Raw genomic sequence first — 17,642 nt, forward strand, 5'->3', positions numbered from 1 at the left:
AGTGACTTTCTCTAAAGCGATCGCGCTAGTGTAGCGATTTGGATCTTAAATAAATAAAGCCAGATGTCATCTTGGAGTCCAATCTTCAATCTAGTTTTGGACTTTACTATTGCCAGTAAAGCTTCTGTCGAGTAGAGTTCTGGCGATCGATGGATGGAATTATAAGAGTGCAATATTACCGTTAATACTGTTTCCCTAAATTCGTCAGCAATCGAAATGTTAATTGTTAATTAATTCTGGTAAAGATTTAACGCTCGTCAGACGAAGTTTTTATGGAAGTAAGAGTTACAGCATATCTAAAATAAAAAATATTTGTAAGGATTCAGGTATCAGGGTTGACAAAAAGGAAAAAGAGATTAAAGTAGCCAATAATGAGCGAAGCTAATCACCCCTTCAAAGCCGAAGAACTGCGCCAGTTGTCCAATGAGAAACTGGCAGAAATCGTGACTACCCAACAAAAGCTGATTGAGAAGCTAGAAAAAAGAATAGAACAACTGGAACAGAGCCTCAACCTCGACAGCCAAACCTCATCGAAACCCCCTTCAACTGACTTGCTGAAAAAAAGCGAGAGAAAACCAGAAGTAGGGTTGGAAGAAGCCAAAAAAGAGACAAAAAGAAAACCAGGAGGACAACCAGGACATCAAGGGAAGACGAGAAAAGGATTTGGGCGTGTAGACCGCTACGAAGTATTGAAACCGACCATCTGCTCCAACTGTGGAAATCAACAATGGAAGACTAAGGGGGTACGAGTAGATACTCAACAGGTAGCCCAGTTGGTGGCAAAACCGATACAAGTCGTAGAGTACCAACGTCATCACTGTCAATGCGGCAAGTGTGGAGCAATAGAGGCAGCTCGACGGTCTCCCACAATGATTCCAGGTCAAGACTTGGGAGTCAGACTACAGGGGTTACTTTCCTGGCTGGGAAACTATGCTCATATGTCCTATGCTAAACAGCAAGAACTGTTGTGGGAACTGGGAGCAATAGAAATTAGTAGGGGAACTTTAGTTGCCACCAATGAACGAACGAGTACAACAAGCGAGTATCAACAGTGTTGAAGGGTTGAAAAAGTCGATTAATTCAGAGCATCCTCCTCTACATTGTGACGAAACCCCCTGCTCAGTTAAAGGAGTCAAAGAATGGCTCTGGGTTTTAGCTGGGTCAGAGTTCTGCCTGTTTCATGCCGGCGATACTAGAAAACGCAGAGAATTGGAAGCTGTATTAGGAGTATTCTATGATGGAGTTTTGATTAGCGACGATTTTAGTGTCTACAACGGCTATTCAGTAGCAGGACAACAAAAGTGTTTGGCTCATCTACGTCGTCATTTTCAAAAACTGTTAAAGACTAAAGGGGTAGATAACCAAGAAATTGCTACCACCTTTCTGTCTCTAATTGATGAGGCATTTAAGCAACATCGGGTTTGGCGACAGACCCATCAGGAAAGCCACTATCGAGATTGGGCAGAGGATTTCCGAAGGCGAGTGACTAGCGCAATTAAGACTTGGCTCAAGAATGCTGGTCATGAAGCTGGAAAACTGCTACGTTCGCTGCGTGATAAGGCGGAGCAATGGTGGTATTTTCTGACACATCCTCAGATACCCCCCGACAATAATCTAGCTGAACGATGTTTGAGAACTGCTGTAACCAAGCGGAAAGTTTGTGGTGGCTCTCGTTCCATCGAACGGTTTCAACATACAGCCAACCTGCTGAGTGCAATTCAATCTTGTCGTTTGCAAGGACGTTCGGTGATTACTTTTTTTCAACAGACTTTACAAGCTACAGTTGGACATTGTTCTTATCCTTCTCTTATTCCTCATGCTTGCACCTGAATCCTTACAAATATTTAAATCATGGTTAAGTTATTTCAAGATAATAAGGCATTTGGCGCGCCTGGAATGGAACCTCGTTGGACCCATTCCAATAAAAGTGGTGTGGGTACGGCATACTCTACCTCAAGTAGGGTCTGGTTTACCCTCTGGAGGGGAATCATTACCGAAATCTATTACCCGACGATCGACCAGCCTCAAGTAAGGGATTTACAGTATCTAATTAGCGACGGTCAAAGCTTCGTTCATGAAGAAAAGGCCGATCTAAACTCAGAAATAGAACTTCTCTGGAATCGAGAATTAGGTTATCGCATTACTAATACCGCGCCAGATGATAGTTACACCATTGTCAAGGAAATCATCTCCGATCCTCATGCAAGTTGCATCTTGCAACATACCAAGCTGACGGGCGAACCCTCAGTTCTCTCCTAACTCAAACTCTATAGTCTTTGTGCGCCTCATTTAGATGTTTGTGGTCGGGGTAATAATGGCTACGTAATTGAAACCTGCGATCGCCGCTTTCTAGCTGCCAATAAAAATGACCGATGGCTGGTATTGGGCGCAAATATTCCCTTTAAAAAACTTTCGGTAGGATACGTCGGTCAAAGCGATGGTTGGCAAGATTTAGCCGAAAACTATCAACTGGATTGGCAATTTGACTGCGCTACCGATGGCAATCTCGGTCTAACTGGAGAACTCGATCTAGATCGGACTAATGAATTTACTTTAGGGTTAGCCTTTGGTTCTAGCTTGCAAAGCGCGATGACAACGCTCTTGCAGTCGCTCAGTATACCCTTTAAGGCACAAAAAGCCAAATTTAGAGAACAGTGGGGGCGCACCTGTAGCGATCGCTTACCCCTGGAAAGAGAATCTAGCGACGATGGTGCTTTATTTCATAGCAGCGTCAGTTTACTACTCGCCCACGAAGATAAAACCTATAGTGGTGCTACTATTGCCTCGATGAGTTTTCCCTGGGGAGAGCAAAAAGGAGATGGCGATCGCGGTGGCTATCATTTAGTCTGGACTAGAGATCTGGTTAACAGCGTTGCGGGATTACTCGCCTCGGGACATAGGGAAACCGCAGTGCGCTCGCTAATGTATCTAGTGACCTGTCAGCAAGAAGATGGCAGTTTCGCTCAAAATTTTTGGCTCGACGGCGAACCCTACTGGCATGGGATGCAGCTTGATGAGATTGGTTTTCCCATTCTACTGGCGCAAAAACTAGCTCAGTTTGATGCTCTACCAGATTTCGACCTATATCCGATGATTATTCAGGCAGCGGGTTATTTAGTTCGTCAAGGTCCAGCGACACAGCAGGAGCGTTGGGAAGTAGACAGCGGTTATTCTCCTTCTACCTTAGCCTGTAATATTGCAGCTTTAATTTGTGCGGCTAGTTTTGCTCGTCAGCGAGAGGATGAAACTGCTGCTGAGTACATCGAGGAATATGCAGATTTTCTCAGAGACCATATCGAAGCTTGGACGGTAACTACTGAAGGAACTCTAGTACCGGGCATCGAGCGTCATTTTATCCGCATTACTCCTGCCGAAGTAAATGTACCCCATCCCAATGAAGATCCTAATAACAGCAAAATCTGTATTTCCGCACGTCCTCCCGGTACCGAATCACAATTTTCTGAAGATAAATCTCAACAGTTTCTTGCTAGAGAAATCGTCGATGCGGGATTCTTATTACTCGTCCGCTATGGCATAATCGCTCCTGACGATCCTCTAATTATCGATTCTCTTAAAGTGGTCGATGCCATCTTAAAAGTCGAAACGCCTTTTGGTCCTTGTTGGCGACGGTATAACCACGACTGGTACGGGCAAAAAGAAGATGGCAGTGCTTATGAAGGTGTAGGAGTAGGACGTACTTGGCCTTTATTAACTGGCGAACGCGCTCACTACGAACTGGCTGCAGGAAATGATATTACACCCTATATTCAAGCAATGGAAGGATTTGCTACCGAGACGGGTTTACTGACAGAGCAAATTTGGGACAGCGAAGACATTCCTGACGCTCATATGTACTTGGGAAGACCTACTGGTGCGGCAATGCCCTTAATGTGGGCGCACGCGGAATATATCAAACTGTTGCGTTCTCGCAAAGATGGACGAGTCTTCGACTTCGTTCCCGAAGTAGGCGATCGCTATCTGAATAATTACAACTCCAAACCAATGGAAGTCTGGAAGTTTCATCGCCAGGTAACGACCATCGATAAAGGAACGATTTTAAGAATACAAGCAGACAAGTCGTTTAAACTACATTGGACTAACGATGAATGGCAAGCCATACAGGATCTAGAATCTACCAGGATCGCCGCTCTAGGTCTTAACTATGTCGATCTCACTGCGGATAAGTTATCTCCCATTGAATTTACCTTTTTCTGGACTGGGAGTAATAACTGGGAACAAAGAAATTATCGAGTTAAGGTGGTCTAAATTCGAGCGAGTTAGACAGACTAAGTCCTATCTGCGATCGGTGCTAAGACAGAGCCTAAAAAGTAAAGTTAGAAAAAACAGTTAATTGGGAACTATAGCTGTGAAAAATCATGTATCTTTCCATCACCGATGAATATTCAAACCTCAATAGATGTCGATCGCTATAGTTTACGTATCTGTCATGGTTCGGGAAACTTTTATCGTTTGAGTATTGCCGAGGGCGAGATCGTCGTTCATAGTTTTGAAGGAATTTATCCTAATCTGCAAACTGCTATAGAAAGAGGCAAGTCGATAATTCAAAATCTTGGGTATTTGAAGCAAAACTCTACTCCCTCGTCCTGAATCAGTCGGAAATTAGCACCAATGCTTTAAGATTATCTCTAAACTACTATTTTTTGCCTTACTTATCGTCCTGGATAATTAAATCCAGGACTTTTTTATATCGATTCACTAGTAACTATATCTATGCCATCATCATGGTGAAAAAATCAATTGTTTCCTGCAAAGCTGTGGCAAAAGCATCGATTTCAGCACGAGTATTATAAAAGTACAGACTGGCTCTAGCACTGCCGGAAGCGCCAAAGATACGATGCAGTGGTTGAGTACAATGATGACCAGAACGAATGGCAACTCCTTCGCGGTCTAGTAAGGTTGCTAAATCGCTGCCGTGTATTCCTTCGACGTTAAATGCTACCAATGCAGCTCTACCTTTACCTTCAGCAGTTGCAGGGGGTCCGTAAATTCTGAGATTGGGAATTGCGGCTAATTTTTGATATAGATAGGCTGTTAGTTCTTCTTCATAAGCATGAATTTTAGCCATGCCGATATTACTTAAATAATTTACTGCCGCACCCAGAGCAATTGCTTCACCGATGGCGGGCGTTCCTGCTTCAAATTTATGAGGTAATTCGCCATAGGTAGAATGGTCTAAAAACACTTCGTCGATCATCTCGCCACCACCCATAAATGGCGGCATTGCTAGCAGTAAATCTTTCTTACCGTAAAGAAAACCAATCCCGGTAGGAGCACACATTTTATGTCCCGATGCTACCAACCAGTCGCAATCAATCTCTCTGACATCAACAGGCATATGGGGAACGCTCTGGCAAGCATCGATTAATACTTTGGCATTGTATTGATGCGCCAGTTGGACAATTTTTCTCACCGGATTGATGCAGCCTAGAGTATTGGAAACGTGAACGAGAGCTACCAACTTAGTTTGACTAGATAGTAAAGATTGGTAATGTTCTAGATCTAGTTCTTCTGTATCTGTAAGTCGAACGTATTTAATTACCGCGCCAGTCTTTTCAGCTATTAACTGCCAGGGAACGATGTTGCTGTGATGTTCCATGACTGAAAGAATTATCTCATCGCCCTGTGTTAAATTAGTCAAACCCCAACTGTAGGCAACTAGGTTAATTGCTTCGGTAGCATTACGAGTAAAGACAATCTCTTCCCGTGAAGCCGCATTGATAAAACTGGCTACCTTATCTCTAGCCGCTTCGTAAGCATCGGTGGCTCTAACACTTAGGGTATGTGAACCGCGATGTACGTTAGCATTGTCTTGTTGGTAGTAATTTTCCAATACTTCTAGTACCGCTGAAGGCTTTTGGGAACTAGCCGCATTGTCAAAATAAATTAATGACTTTTCGTGAATTTGCTGTTGGAGAATGGGAAAATCTTGACGTAGGCGATCGCCAAGAGTGGTTTCTTTAATTAAGGTCATTATTATCGGTTACTTACTAACTTTTTGTCTTTTGTCTGATGATTTGAGCAACTTTAGAAGCTAAAAATTCCGGCGAGAGGCGATCGCTAATTTCACCAGCAAAGGCATCGATTAATAATTGACTGGCATTTTGTTGGTTCAAACCGCGACTGCGAAGATAGAAGATTTCCTCGGCTTCTAGCTGGCTGACTGTCGCCCCATGAGAACATTTAACATTATCGGCGGTGATTTGTAACTCTGGTTTGGTATCTACCCTAGCTCGGTCGGAGAGTAACAAATTGCGATTTAGCTGAGCGGCATTGGTAAGTTGCGCTTCTTTAGGCACGAAAACTTTACCATTAAACACGGTATGGGCGCGATCGCCGACGATACATTTATGTAATTGGTCCGTGTTACCGTAAGGTTTGGTTAGGGCAATAATGCTGTGAGTATCGGATGTCTGGTTTCCCGTCGCCACAGTCAAACCATTCAAACAGGTTGTGGTTTGCTCTCCCTGCTGTAAGACTTCGGGATTGTGACGCAGTAGTTTACTACCGAAATTAATTTCATTCAAAGTGTAGCGACTATCTTTTGCTTGAGCGGTCGCGGTTTTACCGATGTGAAAGCTGCGATCGCTTTCTTGTTGCCATCGAGTATGTTTGACTTCGGCGTTTTCTCTAACTACAACCTCTGTTACCGCATTGGTAAAGTATTCACCAGCACCAGAATATTCTTCGATTAAAGATAAACTCGCTCCAGTTTCGGCTACTACTAAAGTGCGGGGTTGGGTAAAACTCGTTTGCTCTCGAGCATCAGCTACAAACACTAGATGTATGGGAGTTTCTACCACGACATTTTTATCTACCCAGATAACTGCCGCATCTGCAAAACTTGCCGTATTGAGAGCGGTAAACACATCTCCTGCGCCGTGCTGAAGAGCAAATAATTCTGCTACTGGGTAGGTTTGAGGTAAATTTTCTAGATTGCCGACATAGACACCAGAAGGCAATGCCGAGAGATCGGATAATTCCGCATTGTAAATCCTGTTGACAAAAACCAGGCGACTATTTTGGGTTTCTGGAAACGATTCAAGTAAAGACGATTCGGGTAAGGACGAACGACCGTTCGTCCCTAAAGGAACGAAATTTGTCTCAACCAACTCAGACAAATCGATAAAGCGCCAATCTTCGTCTTTTTTTGTCGGTACGGATAGATTAGCTACCCAGGAGGCGGCTTGCCGACGGCGAGCGCTCAACCACTGTGGTTGGTTCTGAGGAAGTTGGGTTCGTTCGAACAAACCCATCAAGAAATCATTTTTATATAAAGTAGCGCGATCGCTCTTTAAAGGTTCAATCGTAAAAGGAACTTTTACTGCCATTACACTTCTACCCCCGCAGTTTCAAGATCTTCTAAAAAGTCATAACCGCGAGACTCTAACTCTAAAGCCAATTCTTTACCGCCACTGGTAACAATTTTGCCATCCTGGATTACGTGAACGAAATCCGGTTCAATGTAGTTGAGTAAACGCTGGTAGTGAGTAATTACCAAATATGCCTTGTCGGGAGTTCTTAACTGATTCACGCCATCGGCAACGGTTTTTAAAGCATCAATATCTAAACCCGAATCGATCTCATCCAAGATAGTCAAAGTAGGATCGAGTACCGCCATTTGTAAAATTTCATTGCGTTTCTTTTCACCACCAGAAAAACCTTCATTGAGACTTCTGGCTAAAAAGCTAGACTTCATTTTTACCATTTCTAGCTTTTCTTCTACCAAGTCTTCAAAGTCAAAAATATCAATTTCTTCTTCTCCTTGATGCTTGCGTTTGGCGTTATAAGCGACTCGCAGAAAATCTAGATTACTCACCCCGGGGATGGCAACGGGATACTGAAAAGCCAGAAAAATACCGCTATTGGCTCTTTCATCTGGTTCTTTATCGAGGATATTTTCTCCCTGATAGATAATTTCACCACCAGTCACTTCATAATCGGGATGTCCTGCAATAATTTTAGCCAGGGTACTTTTACCCGAACCGTTACGCCCCATAATAGCGTGTATTTCTCCTGCTTTGATTTCTAGATTGACCCCCTTGAGAATTGGCTCATCCTCTACATTAGCTGTTAGGTCGTGTATGGATAAAATTGTTTCGCTCATTACTCACTCAATCGCAGTTTATCAATAATTCCTCAACAATATCCATAACTATGATGGCGTACGTGATACGCTAGTTAAAACTAAGCTATAGATATCTATTAAAACAACAAAAATGTTGTTTAAGTATATTGTAGAATACATTAACAATTTTTTTGTTGTCAAAGTCAAATAATTTGGTTTGACCGTTCGCCGGATAACTAGCAATTCCGTCAGTTTGGACGAACTAGATTTGAAGATTTGCGCCTATTTAGGGAAAATTAATATATTTTGGCGGAACCCGATCCGTGAGCCAGACTCCATTTTTCGACAAAAAGAAAGTATATCCAGCATGGTACATTTTCTCTGCTTGAATCTTTAGCACTACTGATTTTCCGTGTCTTTGCCCTACTCGAATTACCGTAGATTCATCAGAAGATAAATGAACGTGGTGTCGCTTTCTGCGGAGCAATCCCTGAAGGTAAATTGAGCTAATAAACTTGGTAGCCTTACCGTGAAATAAATATTCTGGCGGCTTTTGAGATATGAGAGCTAAATCGACTGCAATTGAATGACCCTGATTAGCCCGAATCTTAGATTTATCTTCGTTAAAAGAAAAACGCTTTTTGTCATTATTTACCACAATTCGTTCTACTATCGAGCGCTCGAAATAGGTCCTTCGTTGACAGACTAGTTTAATAAGCAAATCTACTTCTGCCATCCCTGACGATCTAGAGGTAGATCGATAATTTTGGGTTTGTGGCCTAGGATGAGACTGAGAAACTTACTAAGTTTAACCAAATTTAGATTTTTTTCTCTACCCGACTATCCTGAGAGTTAAAGTTCATAATTTTTCAACGGAGATCGATTTTGTCAAATCAAGTTAGGTTGCGCCGACTATTCAGGTAAATATTCAAGATCGAGAGTTTGTTCTTTGCTAAAAGGTGCGTTTATGGGAAAAGTTTCGAGTGGCAAACCAGTTTCATCTGCTGCCAGTTTTCTAGCGTTTTGATATGATTTGGAAAACTGCTCTACAAAGTAGTTTTTTAAACTAGAATTATCTTCAAACAAATCATGTAAGCGAAGCCGATGTTCTCTAATGGTAAAACGCCAACTATTGGTTCTTTTTTCTGGCTGATACTCGTACTTGAGTAGATGAATTAAGACAATTCTCAAATTACTAACTATTGCTCTTTTTTCCGACCTACTCATATCTTTAATTTCTTCAATTAGATTGGGAATATCTAATTCTTTAAATTTTCCTGCTTGTAAAAGCTGAATTGTATTTTCTAACCATAAATAGTAGTCTCGTTCGTAAAGATTATTTTTATTTGGTAATGATTCGGATATTTCTGTACTCATGGCGATCGCAAGTTAAAAATTCCAATAGTATGTGGTATTAGTTTCTACTGTACTGTGCTATTTGCAGCCCAATAAAAAAAAATATAAAAATATAGGGGCATTACTCAGAACGCCCCTGTGAGAGATTTATTTGTGTGTTAATGTCGTTTAATTTAACCGACAGTGCCTTCTAACTTGAGACTTAATAGCTTATCAGCTTCAGCGGCAAATTCCATCGGCAACTCGTTTAAAACATCTTTACAGAAGCCACTGACCATCATGGTTACGGCATCTTCTTCAGAAATACCCCGCTGAGCCAAATAAAACAGTTGTTCCTCACCGATTTTAGCGGTTGAGGCTTCATGTTCGAGTTTGGCGGTATTATTATCAACTTGAATATAGGGAAAGGTATTGGCTTCAGCATTATCGCCAATTAGCATCGAGTCGCACTGGGAATAGTTACGGGCACCTGCGGCTTTAGCACCAATTTTAACCAGACCCCGATAGCTGCTTTCAGAATTACCTGCCGAAATACCTTTGGCGATAATCGTACTGCGAGTATTTTTACCAATGTGGATCATTTTAGTACCTGTGTCGGCTTGTTGCTTGTTGTTAGTCAGAGCGATGGAATAAAATTCTCCTACAGAATTATCGCCGACTAGAACGCAACTGGGATACTTCCAAGTAATTGCCGAACCAGTTTCTACCTGAGTCCAAGAAATTTTAGAATTGACTCCCTTGCATAAACCGCGCTTGGTAACAAAGTTATAAATTCCGCCTTTGCCTTCTTCATCTCCGGCAAACCAGTTTTGAACGGTAGAGTATTTAATCTCAGCATTATCTAAAGCTACTAATTCTACCACTGCAGCGTGAAGCTGGTTAGTATCGAACATTGGCGCAGTGCAGCCTTCGAGATAACTTACCGAGGCTCCTTCTTCAGCGACGATTAAAGTACGCTCGAACTGTCCGGTATCGCCTGTATTGATGCGAAAATAGGTAGACAATTCCATCGGACAAGTTATGCCTTTAGGGATAAAAACAAAGGAACCATCGCTAAATACAGCCGAGTTCAAAGCTGCAAAGTAATTATCGCCGACGGGAACGACGCTACCGAGATATTTTTGTACCAATTCTGGATGTTCCTGTAAGGCTTCGGAAATCGAGCAGAAAATTACACCTTCTTCTGCTAATTTTTCTTTAAAAGTAGTGGCTACAGAAACGCTATCAAAAATGGCATCTACGGCGACATTACTCAATCTTTTTTGTTCGGAAAGGGGAATGCCTAGCTTTTCAAAGGTTTCTAGTAGAGTGGGATCTACTTCTTCCAAACTGCCTAATTTTTCTGGTTTTTTCTTCTTCGGCGCAGAGTAGTAGATAATATCCTGATAGTCAATGGGAGGATACTTTGCTTGAGACCACTTGGGTTCGCTCATCTTCAGCCACTGTCGATAAGCTTTGAGGCGAAACTCTAGCATAAACTCTGGTTCGTTCTTCTTAGCCGAAATCAGACGAATCACTTCCTCATTTAAGCCGCGAGGAATGGTGTCCGCTTCAATATCGGTAACGAAGCCGTATTTGTATGGTTGGTTGACTAAAGTTTTGACTGTGGCACTCATAATGGTAATGGCAAACTTGCGTTGTGGTGTTCCAGATATAATCTGTTTTTATTTCTAGGAGCGAAATGTGAGTAAAAGCTAATCGCTTTGTACAATTGGAATTAGCAACTACTTCTGTTGAATAGTTTAGCAACAAATTTGTTGTTTAAGTCTATTATAAGTTACATTAACAACAAAGATGTTGTCAAAGTCGGGAATTTTTCTAAATTTTTTGGTTCTGACACATTATTCTAAGACTCAAAATTAAATTACAGGACGATGACGACCACTGGTTTACCGTCTACCAAACAGAGTATTTTACAATACCTACTCAAACACGACCAAGCTACGGCAAAACAGTTAGCTGAAGCTCTAAAAATTACTACTCAAGCAGTTCGCCGTCATTTGAGCGAATTAGAAACCGAGGAACTAATCGAATACCACTCGGTTCAACAGGGTATGGGAAGACCGCAACATTTGTATCGGCTAAGCGATAAAGGACGCGATCGCCTCAGTCCCCATCGCTATGGAGAATTTGCCGTGGCTTTTTTGGATACCCTTGCCGAAACCGTAGGCGAGGAACAGGTTAGTAAAGTTTTAGAAAAACAGTGGCAAAGAAAAGCCGCCGAATATCGCGATCGCCTGGGTCGTGGTTCTTTATTGCAAAGAGTAACTAAATTGGTGCAGCTCAGACAAGAAGAAGGATACATGGCAGAGTTACACTCAATTTCTCAGTCTTCACAACAGAATAAATTTGTCCTAGTCGAACACAACTGTGCGATTTCTGAAGTAGCTGAATCATACCCTAGTATCTGCGGACACGAACTAGAAATGTTTGCGGCGGTATTACCAGACTGTATCATCGAACGTACTCACTGGATGAATAATGGAGAACATCGCTGTGGCTATTTAATTGAAGCCAAGTAAGCTAGGGAATGGGAAAAACTAGAGAAAAGATAAAAAGTAAAGCAAGATAATTAACTGCTACGAAAACCTTCCTTTTCCCTTTGTATTTATCAAAATCTTCTTGTCTCGTCTCCATATCTCCAAATTTTGTCTTAATACTACAGTTTTTGTTATCCAATGGCTAAATTTTTAAAGTAAGTATGAAGAATTTTTAAAGTTTCGGTAAACCGCAATGAAAAAATTAGTTTTCCACCGTTAGACAGATCGACATAATTATAAAAACGGTTACAATTGATACAGAAAATAAATTAAATCAATCGTTCATCTCTCTTTAAATCAAAATTTAGAGAGACGGAAGTAGGGAAAAGTTTCCCGAAGGAACGCGCCTCACTTATCAACGCAATCGGAGGCGAATCTATATGAAACTTAATTATCGTGGTGTAAGTTACGAGTATAATCCACCTGTTGTCCAAGTTGGCGAAGGTGGAGTTGCAGGTAAATTTCACGGTTTGGACTGGAGATTTCGCAATTTGAAAAAACCACCAGTGCTACAACCACCTGTCAATCTTACTTATCGCGGCGTAACTTACAAAAATCGACCAGAACCTACTTCTAAAATGACAGAAAAATTGTCAGTCAAAGAACAAGCTCGTTGGTTAATGCTCGATAAAGAAAGAGCAGCTAAAAACCGAACTGAGTCTATGTTGAGACGCTCTGCTCATGAGGTTGGTCTGATCTAAATCGGTCGATCGCACCCACTTAATTTTTAAATGCGATCGTTGCTTGAATAGATGGCGATCGCAGATACTATAAGCCGTTAAAATTAACTTAGCGGCTTTTTTTATATTTGCACCCTCAACCGAGGTGACAGAACAGATTACTCCGCCCTAAACGGACGGAGCCTGCTGTCACCGTTGGTCAATTCTAATTAAATCTCTTGCTCTTGGCGATCGCTACAAATCCGATAATTAAAAGCTAGTTAAAATTCAAATAAATTTTCAAATAAATTTAAATGTCTCAACGTCCGATATATTTAGATATTCACGCAACTTCACCAATGGATGAAAGAGTATTAGAGACAATGATTCCTTACTTTACAGAAAAGTTTGGCAATCCTTCTAGTAATACTCACGCCTATGGTTGGGAAGCTGAAGCCGCAGTCAAGCAAGCCAGAGAAACCATCGCCTCGGCAATTAATGCTGCTCCCGAAGAAATTGTCTTTACTAGCGGTGCCACTGAAGCCAATAACTTGGCAATCAAAGGTGTTGCGGAGGCTTATTTTAGTAAGGGAAGACATATCATCACCGTCGAAACTGAACACAGTGCCGTACTCGATCCTTGCCGCTATTTAGAAACGCTGGGTTTTGAAGTTACTTATTTACCCGTACAACCTGATGGGATAATCGATCTGTCAAAACTAGAAGCAGCAATTCGCGATGAGACAATTTTAGTTTCGGTAATGGCAGCTAACAATGAAATTGGCGCGATCCAACCGCTTGCAGAAATTGGTGAGATCTGTCGCGATCGCGACTGTTTGTTTCATACCGATGCCGCACAGGCGATCGCTAAAATCCCTTTAGATGTGGTGGAGATGAACGTCGATTTGATGTCTCTCACCGCACACAAAGTATATGGTCCTAAAGGCATTGGTGCGCTGTATCTGCGCCGTCGCGATCCTCGAGTAAAAATTGCCCCTCAAATCCAGGGAGGAGGACAAGAAAGAGGTAGACGTTCTGGTACCCTTTATCCGCCTCAAATTGTAGGGTTTGCCAAAGCGGTAGAATTAGGATTGGCAGAAATGTCGACTGAATCTCAACGTCAATTGGAGTTGCGAGAAAAGCTGTGGCAGATGCTTAAAGAATTACCCGGTATTCATCTCAACGGTCATCTTACTCAAAGACTGCCTGGTAATTTGAATATTAGCGTTGAAGGTGTGGATGGTTCTGCTTTACTACTGGGTCTACAGCCTACCGTAGCCTTATCTTCGGGTTCTGCTTGTTCTAGTGTTTCTACCGCACCCTCTCATGTTTTGACTGCATTAGGACGCTCGTCCCAGCTTGCTCATGCTTCTTTAAGATTCGGCATCGGTCGCTTTACCACTGCCGAGGAAATCGAAACTGTAGCTCGAGCGACGATCGCGACAATTGAAGCTCTGCGTCAGGCAAAAAATTATTCTAAGATGTAATTTTTTAAGATGAATCCCAATAACTGGATTACTGTCAGTTTATTTATGGCGATCGCTACTCTGCTAAGCGTGGAGGTAGGGTGGTTAACTAAACGAGGAGTATTACCTCTTACATCTGAGATCCCTTACTCGGAAGCACAGCAGCAGTTTCTAAAAATTTGGGTCAACATTGCTTTGGCAATCGGAGTAATTCTACCCTTAGTTATGGCGATCGTTTTTTGGGAACAGCTGGTTCTCCGTCAATTTTTTAGTTATTATTTTTTAGTAGTCTTCGTTCAGCTAACTAGCGAAATTACTTTTAGCCGTTGGTTGTGTAAAAGTGTCGTAGTAACTATTGGAACGCTTTACACCGGATTTCGGATCTGGCAGTTGTGGTTCGCTCTTCAGCTAACAATCTATCCTCAGCCTTGGCTAGGTTGGCTGTGGTTGATTTTACTTTTTTGGGTAGCAAATCTAGTTATGCTGTTGTCAATGGCGTATCCAACCATTATTCCAAAATCGAAGCAAACTTTTTAAAGTGGCGAATTTGTATATCTCCCTTAAAGAACTAATTAAAAACCTATACAGATTGGTCTGAGAATCAGAGGTTAGCTATATAATGCTTGAAGCTCATCTGTCGGTAAGAATTATCTTATTAAGTTAATGGCTGGTAGTTATTCTCAAGCAACCGTTGTCAACACAGAACCCTATATCGAGTTAAATAATCAGGGTAAAGTTGTAATCTTAAAATTAACCGATAAAGTTAACTATTTAGGTCGAGATCCACAATGGGCAACGATCGAAGTACCACAAGATTGGACGATCGTCTCCCGCCGACAGGCAATCATTCAAAAAGAAGGCAACAGCTATCGCATTTTTGATGGCGATCGCGCCAAAAAAAGAGGCAACGGCATTTTTCTCAACCAAACTAGAATTAACTTTACTGAAGGACATTTACTTAAAAGCGGCGAGCAACTATATATCGGTCAAGACCCCCAATACCAAATTAGCTTGACCTACTACAATCCTAAAAGCGGCACCATGTCTATGCCTAGTCTGCGCCGCCTGAATTTAAAGGGTTTGCAAGATGAGCCAGTAGAACTGGGTAGAACTCCTAACCCCGACCATCGTGCCTCAATTCAACTAGATGCCCCAACAGTATCTCGCCTCCATGCAACAATCTATTCTGATGGCAAAGGCGGTCACATCTTACAAGACCGCAGTACCAACGGAACTTTTGTCAACGGCAACCGCTTAGAAAAACGACAGCTTCTTCAGCGTGGAGATACGATTCAAATAGGACCCTACATTCTACTCTATACCGGAGATGCACTAGAACTCAAAAACGCCACCGATCGCGTCCGCATCGATGCCCATCAACTAGTACGCAAGGTTAAGGATAAACGAGGCAAGGAAAAAATTATTCTCAACGATGTCTCTTTAGTCATCGAACCAGGACAACTAGTAGCTTTAGTCGGAGGAAGCGGTGCGGGCAAATCGACTCTGATGAAGTCTTTATTGGGAATTGCTCCAATTTCTTCGGGTAATATTTATCTCAATGGCGACAATCTCCGTCAAAATTGGGCGATTTACCGCTCTCAAGTGGGATACGTTCCTCAAGACGATATTATTCACCGCGAACTAACCGTTGAAGAAGTTCTCAAATATGCCTGTCAACTGCGCCTTCCTCCCGATACTAATATCAGTCAAGTAATTACCAACACCTTAGAACAAGTCAAACTCTCCCACGTGCGGCATACTCTAGTATCCAAACTCAGTGGCGGACAGCGCAAGCGGGTCAGTATCGGTGTAGAATTGCTGGCTAACCCCAAGTTATTCTTTCTGGACGAACCTACTTCTGGTCTAGATCCTGGTTTGGATAAAGAAATGATGCAGCTACTGCGCGAACAAGCAGACTTAGGCAGAACGATCGCTCTAGTTACCCACGCTACCAATAATATTGGTATTTGCGATCGCATTGCCTTTATGGGTTTGGGAGGCAAGCTTTGTTATTATGGACCGCCTCAAGAAGCTTTAGCTTTCTTCCAAAAGCATTCGGGAAGATTTATCGACGAAAAATTTAACGATTTTGCCGATATCTACATCGAACTTAACAAAGGAAAAAACGAAGCGGCGATTTTAGAAAGAGTCGATTATTGGTCTGCAACCTACACTCAATCTCCACTCTATGAAGCTTATGTTGAAAGTGCTCTCAGTCCCGGTAAGGAAATCCAACAAAAATCTAATGCGGCAGTCAAGACCGGTATCTCCTCCGTAGCACAGTTATCTTTATTAGCTCGGCGTTACTGGAAATTAGTCAGTCGCGACACTAATAGCCTGATATTAACTTTGTTGGCAGGACCGATTACGATTGCCTTAACGGGCTTACCTTTACGTAACGAACAGCCATTGAGTATTGATGGCGATCCCAGCGTAACTCAAGCCTCTCTAGCACTGCGATTATTATTTATTTTTAGCAGTGTTGCCATTTGGATCGGTCTTTCTAATGCCATTCGCGAAATTGTTAAAGAAGGCGCGATCTATTTTCGCGAACGATTGTTAAATTTGGGTTTAATACCCTACTTATCCTCTAAACTACTGATCCGAGAAGGACTTGCCCTAGCCCAGACTATTTTGATTACTCTAGTAGTTCTCTTGGTGTTTGAGTCTCCAGAGTCCGAGCTGATTCCTTGGTCTCTTGGCTTTGGGATTACTACCTTTTTAACCTTAATTGCTAGTACCAGTCTCAGCTTAATGCTCTCGGCTTTGGTAAAAACTGAAAATGAAGGCAATGGTATTTTACCTTTGGTAATGATTCCCCAAATTATTTTTTCAGGGGTACTATTCACTTTAGAGGACTGGTCGAGCAAAATTTCCTGGCTAATGCTAAGCCGTTGGTCGATTGGTGCTTACGCTTCTCTAGCAGATGTCAATGGCATGGCACCCTCGGAAACACCCGCTTTGGATGCAGAAATGTTGGAAGAAATTTTTCAGCCTAGTTCGGTATACGATGCCACTTGGGAAAACTTAGCTTTGAACTGGGGCATTTTAATCGTTCATACTTTGGCTTATGCAGTTATCACTCTGATAGTACAGCGACGCAAAGATGTTTTTTAACTCGCTTTGCTTGAAGCAAGAAGGAAAATAATAATAAACCTCTGTTGTTGTGTAACCCTTATTTACCCTAGGATATGATGACTTTCTATTTCGCTGCGTTTGCCCTTAACGAAAGGCGCACTGAAGGAAGCTAAGTGCTTTTGTGCTGGAGGCAAGTTTCTGAAAAAGATGCCGTAACTCGGGAGTTTCAAGAGTTTTCCTCGTCGCTGTTCACTAGTGCAGCTTGGCTAAAATAATCCGTCAAGTAAAACAAGCAGTAAAATTGGGTGTAGTGACAGTTGGGATAATTAAGTAAAAAGTAGGAAAAAGGACTCGATGCCAATTAATAAAGCTTTGCCAATCAACCTCTCAAGCAGACAAGAAAAACTACTCCAACAGATAGCTAGACTTTGCCCAAAAAGTTTCAAATGTTGAGCTA

Annotated in this window: 12 protein-coding genes, 3 pseudogenes and 1 riboswitch; of the genes and pseudogenes, 9 read left to right on the forward strand and 6 right to left on the reverse strand. The window is 42.0% G+C overall.

The window, feature by feature from the left end; translation table 11 throughout:
- Positions 1–371: 371 nt before the first annotated feature.
- From tnpC to ACLFKQ_RS07215, 4 genes and pseudogenes are all read left to right on the forward strand, one after another.
- Positions 372–1,830 (forward strand): annotated as a pseudogene (tnpC, locus tag ACLFKQ_RS07200) (IS66 family transposase).
- 21 nt (positions 1,831–1,851) lie between these two features.
- A pseudogene (locus tag ACLFKQ_RS07205) lies at positions 1,852–2,649 on the forward strand (glycoside hydrolase family 15 protein); the annotation flags it as partial.
- Between the two features lie 36 nt (positions 2,650–2,685).
- A complete protein-coding gene (locus ACLFKQ_RS07210) occupies positions 2,686–4,266 on the forward strand; it encodes a glycoside hydrolase family 15 protein (protein WP_448999476.1) in 1,581 nt (526 codons plus the stop codon).
- 129 nt (positions 4,267–4,395) lie between these two features.
- Positions 4,396–4,608 (forward strand): hypothetical protein, encoded by a 213-nt coding sequence (locus ACLFKQ_RS07215; RefSeq protein ID WP_448999143.1) that lies wholly within the window; start codon positions 4,396–4,398, stop codon positions 4,606–4,608.
- Between the two features lie 121 nt (positions 4,609–4,729).
- Here ACLFKQ_RS07215 and ACLFKQ_RS07220 read toward each other — a convergent pair whose 3' ends face one another.
- The 6 genes and pseudogenes from ACLFKQ_RS07220 to sufB all read right to left on the reverse strand — a co-directional run bounded on the left by ACLFKQ_RS07220 (position 4,730) and on the right by sufB (position 11,058).
- On the reverse strand, positions 4,730–5,992 hold the full coding sequence (locus tag ACLFKQ_RS07220; protein ID WP_448999144.1) for a SufS family cysteine desulfurase: 1,263 nt from the start codon (positions 5,990–5,992) through the stop codon (positions 4,730–4,732).
- A 16-nt stretch (positions 5,993–6,008) separates the two neighbouring features.
- On the reverse strand, positions 6,009–7,349 hold the full coding sequence (gene sufD / locus ACLFKQ_RS07225; protein WP_448999145.1) for a Fe-S cluster assembly protein SufD: 1,341 nt from the start codon (positions 7,347–7,349) through the stop codon (positions 6,009–6,011).
- On the reverse strand, positions 7,349–8,125 hold the full coding sequence (gene sufC / locus ACLFKQ_RS07230) for a Fe-S cluster assembly ATPase SufC (RefSeq protein ID WP_448999146.1): 777 nt from the start codon (positions 8,123–8,125) through the stop codon (positions 7,349–7,351). Before sufC ends, sufD begins: the two co-directional genes overlap by 1 nt.
- A 247-nt stretch (positions 8,126–8,372) precedes the next feature.
- Positions 8,373–8,902, reverse strand: a pseudogene (locus tag ACLFKQ_RS07235) (RNA 2'-phosphotransferase).
- Positions 8,903–8,998: 96 nt separating this feature from the next.
- Complete coding sequence (locus tag ACLFKQ_RS07240; RefSeq protein ID WP_448999147.1) at positions 8,999–9,463, reverse strand: DUF29 domain-containing protein; 465 nt, start codon at positions 9,461–9,463, stop codon at positions 8,999–9,001.
- Positions 9,464–9,615: 152 nt separating this feature from the next.
- A complete protein-coding gene (gene sufB, locus ACLFKQ_RS07245) occupies positions 9,616–11,058 on the reverse strand; it encodes a Fe-S cluster assembly protein SufB (protein ID WP_448999148.1) in 1,443 nt (480 codons plus the stop codon).
- 258 nt (positions 11,059–11,316) lie between these two features.
- Here sufB and sufR point away from each other — a divergent pair, with 258 nt between their 5' ends.
- The 5 genes from sufR to ACLFKQ_RS07270 all read left to right on the forward strand — a co-directional run bounded on the left by sufR (position 11,317) and on the right by ACLFKQ_RS07270 (position 17,224).
- The gene (sufR, locus tag ACLFKQ_RS07250; RefSeq protein WP_448999149.1) at positions 11,317–11,964 is read left to right on the forward strand and encodes an iron-sulfur cluster biosynthesis transcriptional regulator SufR; all 648 of its coding nucleotides are present in this window, start codon (positions 11,317–11,319) and stop codon (positions 11,962–11,964) included.
- A 295-nt stretch (positions 11,965–12,259) separates the two neighbouring features.
- Positions 12,260–12,330: riboswitch (Glutamine riboswitch) on the forward strand.
- 32 nt (positions 12,331–12,362) lie between these two features.
- On the forward strand, positions 12,363–12,683 hold the full coding sequence (locus ACLFKQ_RS07255; protein WP_448999150.1) for a DUF4278 domain-containing protein: 321 nt from the start codon (positions 12,363–12,365) through the stop codon (positions 12,681–12,683).
- Positions 12,684–12,955: 272 nt separating this feature from the next.
- Positions 12,956–14,128 carry a cysteine desulfurase family protein gene (locus ACLFKQ_RS07260; RefSeq protein ID WP_448999151.1) on the forward strand — a complete coding sequence of 391 codons (1,173 nt, stop codon included), beginning with the start codon at positions 12,956–12,958 and terminating at the stop codon, positions 14,126–14,128.
- A gap of 9 nt (positions 14,129–14,137) precedes the next feature.
- The gene (locus ACLFKQ_RS07265; RefSeq protein ID WP_448999152.1) at positions 14,138–14,644 is read left to right on the forward strand and encodes a hypothetical protein; all 507 of its coding nucleotides are present in this window, start codon (positions 14,138–14,140) and stop codon (positions 14,642–14,644) included.
- 126 nt (positions 14,645–14,770) lie between these two features.
- Positions 14,771–17,224, forward strand: a complete 2,454-nt coding sequence (locus ACLFKQ_RS07270; RefSeq protein ID WP_448999153.1) for an ATP-binding cassette domain-containing protein — start codon at positions 14,771–14,773, stop codon at positions 17,222–17,224.
- Positions 17,225–17,642: the final 418 nt, after the last annotated feature.

The organism is Myxosarcina sp. GI1(2024), assembly GCF_053543375.1.

Coding starts and splice junctions, on each gene's coding strand:
- ACLFKQ_RS07265 (WP_448999152.1), top strand. CDS start 14,138: ATGAATCCCAATAACTGGATTACTGTCAGTTTATTTATGGCGATCGCT.
- sufB (WP_448999148.1), bottom strand. CDS start 11,058: ATGAGTGCCACAGTCAAAACTTTAGTCAACCAACCATACAAATACGGC.
- ACLFKQ_RS07220 (WP_448999144.1), bottom strand. CDS start 5,992: ATGACCTTAATTAAAGAAACCACTCTTGGCGATCGCCTACGTCAAGAT.
- ACLFKQ_RS07270 (WP_448999153.1), top strand. CDS start 14,771: ATGGCTGGTAGTTATTCTCAAGCAACCGTTGTCAACACAGAACCCTAT.
- sufR (WP_448999149.1), top strand. CDS start 11,317: ATGACGACCACTGGTTTACCGTCTACCAAACAGAGTATTTTACAATAC.
- ACLFKQ_RS07255 (WP_448999150.1), top strand. CDS start 12,363: ATGAAACTTAATTATCGTGGTGTAAGTTACGAGTATAATCCACCTGTT.
- ACLFKQ_RS07215 (WP_448999143.1), top strand. CDS start 4,396: ATGAATATTCAAACCTCAATAGATGTCGATCGCTATAGTTTACGTATC.
- sufC (WP_448999146.1), bottom strand. CDS start 8,125: ATGAGCGAAACAATTTTATCCATACACGACCTAACAGCTAATGTAGAG.
- ACLFKQ_RS07260 (WP_448999151.1), top strand. CDS start 12,956: ATGTCTCAACGTCCGATATATTTAGATATTCACGCAACTTCACCAATG.
- sufD (WP_448999145.1), bottom strand. CDS start 7,349: ATGGCAGTAAAAGTTCCTTTTACGATTGAACCTTTAAAGAGCGATCGC.
- ACLFKQ_RS07240 (WP_448999147.1), bottom strand. CDS start 9,463: ATGAGTACAGAAATATCCGAATCATTACCAAATAAAAATAATCTTTAC.